The 2,976-nt window shown below is 66.5% G+C and carries 4 protein-coding genes; 1 reads left to right on the plus strand and 3 read right to left on the minus strand.

Translation table 11 applies throughout. From position 1 onward, the window contains the following. From EOD07_RS28835 to EOD07_RS28845, 3 genes are all read right to left on the minus strand, one after another. On the minus strand, positions 1 to 449 hold a 449-nt coding region (locus EOD07_RS28835), incomplete at its 3' end, for a BatA domain-containing protein (RefSeq protein WP_206519591.1). Next, positions 446 to 1,408 (minus strand): DUF58 domain-containing protein, encoded by a 963-nt coding sequence (locus EOD07_RS28840; protein ID WP_041004481.1) that lies wholly within the window; start codon positions 1,406 to 1,408, stop codon positions 446 to 448. The genes EOD07_RS28835 and EOD07_RS28840, both read right to left, overlap by 4 nt. Continuing rightward, on the minus strand, positions 1,408 to 2,412 hold the full coding sequence (locus EOD07_RS28845; protein WP_073986164.1) for a MoxR family ATPase: 1,005 nt from the start codon (positions 2,410 to 2,412) through the stop codon (positions 1,408 to 1,410). Before EOD07_RS28845 ends, EOD07_RS28840 begins: the two co-directional genes overlap by 1 nt. A 43-nt stretch (positions 2,413 to 2,455) precedes the next feature. Between EOD07_RS28845 and EOD07_RS28850 the strand changes: the two genes are divergently transcribed. After that, positions 2,456 to 2,976: DUF1285 domain-containing protein (locus EOD07_RS28850; RefSeq protein ID WP_245470537.1), on the plus strand; the 521-nt coding region annotated here is incomplete at its 3' end.

The following is a 2,976-nucleotide window of genomic DNA, read 5'->3' on the forward strand; positions in this document are numbered from 1 at the left end:
GCCGAGGCGTCGAAAGGGCCGATCTCGGCATTGGGCTTCTCGGCGGTGAAGGCGATCACGACCGGCACGCCGTTCGAACCGGCGTCGGCGATCAGCCGCTCGGCGGTGGCGACGCGCTTGTTCCAGTCGGCCGCACTTGCCCAGCCATTGTCGACGACAAGCGCGAGCGCAGCACCTTCCGCCGGCAGTTTTTCGCGCGGATTGAAGACCGGCTCGGCCAGCGCCATCACGACCAGCGCTGCCATCAGCAGCCGAAGCAGCGTCAGCCACCACGGGCTTTGCTGCGGGGTTTCCTCGCGCCTCAGGACCCGGGCGAGGATTCTCAGCGGCGGGAAAACCTCCGTTTGCGGCCTGGGCGGGGTGAGGCGCAGCAGCCACCAGATCACCGGCAGCGCCAGAAGGCCCCACAGCACCATCGGCGCCCCGAAGGAAAGCGGCAGCCAGCTCATGCGACCGCCTTTCCGGCTCGATTGGCAATTGACCCGGTATGATTGCCTCTGGCAATCAACCCTGCATGGCCGCCTTCCACGGTCATCGCCATGTGGACGCGCACCAGCGCCTCGGAGGCGAGGCGGTCGGTGTGGTTGACCGTGTAGCTCCAGCCGAGACGCTTGCACCAGGCGGCCAGTTCCTCGCGGCGGGCCTTGTAGAGCAGGCGGTATTCCTCGGCCAGCATCTCAGCGCGGCCGGCGGTCAGCTTGTCGCCGGTCTCGGGATCGGTGAATTCGGTGCGGCCGGCATAGGGGAAGGTTTCCTCGGCCGGATCGGCCACCTCGATCAGATGGGCGCGCACGCCGTGGCGGGCGAGCACGTCGAGCCAGGCCTTGGTTTCCTCGGCCGGATCGAGGAAATCGCTGACGAGCACGATGTCGCAGAAGCGGCGGATGGCCGAGAGATCCGGTTTGGCGGGTAGCGCGGCGGCGTGGCTCAGCTGCGCGGCGATGCGCTCGGCGCCGTTGCGGGCGGTGAACGGGTCGGTCAGGTCCGGCCAGGCGATGCGCTCGCCGCTGCGCGACAAAAGCTCGGCCAGGGCGAGCGCCAGCACCAGCGCGCGCGATTCCTTGGAAACGCTTGCCGCGGCGGATTTGTAGAGCATGGAAGGCGAAGGGTCGGCCCACAGCCAGACGGTGTGCGCGGCTTCCCATTCACGGTCACGCACATAGGTATGGTCGTCTCTCGCCGAGCGGCGCCAGTCTATGCGCGAGGAATCGCCTTCGACATAGGGCCGGAACTGCCAGAAATTCTCGCCGATGCCGCGCTTGCGGCGGCCATGCCAGCCGGCGATCACCGTGTTGACGATACGGCGCGCCTCGACCAGCAGGTCCGGCACCAATGAAGCCCGCAACCGGCCACGGGCGAGCGCGTCGCGCGTCGCAACCGGTGCCTGGACCTCGCCTATTCGACCCATCAGATGCCTTTTGCCAGTTTCGCCACCACGTCACGCACGGAAGTGCCTTCGGCGCGGGCGGCGAAAGTCAGCGCCATGCGATGCTGCAGCACCGGTTCGGCCAGGGCGCGAACGTCGTCGACCGAAGGCGCCAACCTGCCATCATATAGGGCGCGGGCGCGGGCGCACAGGGTCAGCGCCTGGCTGGCGCGCGGACCTGGCCCCCAGGCGACGTGCTTGTCGGTCTCGGCATCGCCCTGGCCGGGCCGCGCCGAGCGAACCAGCTTGAGGATCGCCTCGACGACGCTTTCCGGCACCGGCATGCGGCGGATCAGCGTCTGGATTTCCTTCAATCTCGCCGGCTGCAGCACCTTGTCGGCCTTGGCTTCGTCGACGCCGGTGGTTTCGAGCAGGATGCGGCGTTCCGCCTCGATTTCCGGGTAGAGGATGTCGACCTGCATCAGGAAGCGGTCGAGTTGGGCCTCGGGGAGCGGGTAGGTGCCTTCCTGCTCCAGCGGGTTCTGCGTCGCCAGCACATGGAAGGGCGAAGGCAGGTCGTAGCGGGCGCCGGCGATGGTGACATGATATTCCTGCATCGCCTGCAGCAGCGCCGACTGCGTGCGCGGCGAGGCGCGGTTGATCTCGTCCGCCATCAGCAATTGCGTGAAAATCGGCCCGGAAATGAAGCGGAAGGACCGCTTGCCGAACTCGTCCTGCTCCATCACCTCGGAGCCGAGGATGTCCGATGGCATCAGGTCGGGCGTGAACTGGACGCGTCGCGAATCGAGGCCGAGCACGATGCCCAACGTCTCGACCAGCTTGGTCTTGGCGAGGCCCGGCACGCCGACCAGCAGCGCATGGCCGCCCGCCAGCAGCGCCACCAGCGTGCGCTCGACGACGGCTTCCTGGCCGAAGATCACCCGGCCGACCGCGTCGCGGACCCTGGAGATGTCGGCCAGCGCCTTTTCGGCTTCCTCGATCATCGCTTTTTCGCTGATCGGGCTTTCCTTGATCATCACGCTCATGCCGCTCGATCCTTGTGGTTGGAGATACCGGCCTGCATTCTCAATGCCGCAGAATGCCGCGATTCGGCCTCACCTGGCGCCTGTAATTGAACTTAAATCACAGACTCCGGCGGACAAGGCTGACAATCGGGACAACAGTGACTATTTCGTGACCATGGCCGAACGCAGCGAACATCTTGAACAAAGCCCGGGCGAGCAGAACCTGAGCAAAGAGAGCTTGGGCAAACAGAGTCTGACCAGCGCCACCGAGGCGCGGGGCCTGGAGGCGCTGATCTCGCGCGCGGCGCGGGCCGGTAAGGGGCCGGCCCCGGTCGAGCGCTGGAATCCGGACTTCTGCGGCGACCTCGACATGGAGATCAAGGCGGACGGCACCTGGTTCTATCTCGGCACGCCGATCGGCCGCATGCCGCTGGTACAGCTTTTTTCCAGCGTTCTGCGCAAGGATGCCGACGGCAAGACCTATCTGGTGACGCCGGTCGAGCGGGTCGGGATACGCGTCGCCGACGCGCCCTTCATCGCCGTCGAAATGAACGTTTCCGGAAGCGGGGACGACCAGGTCATCAC

This window comes from Mesorhizobium sp. M2C.T.Ca.TU.002.02.1.1, from assembly GCF_003997225.1.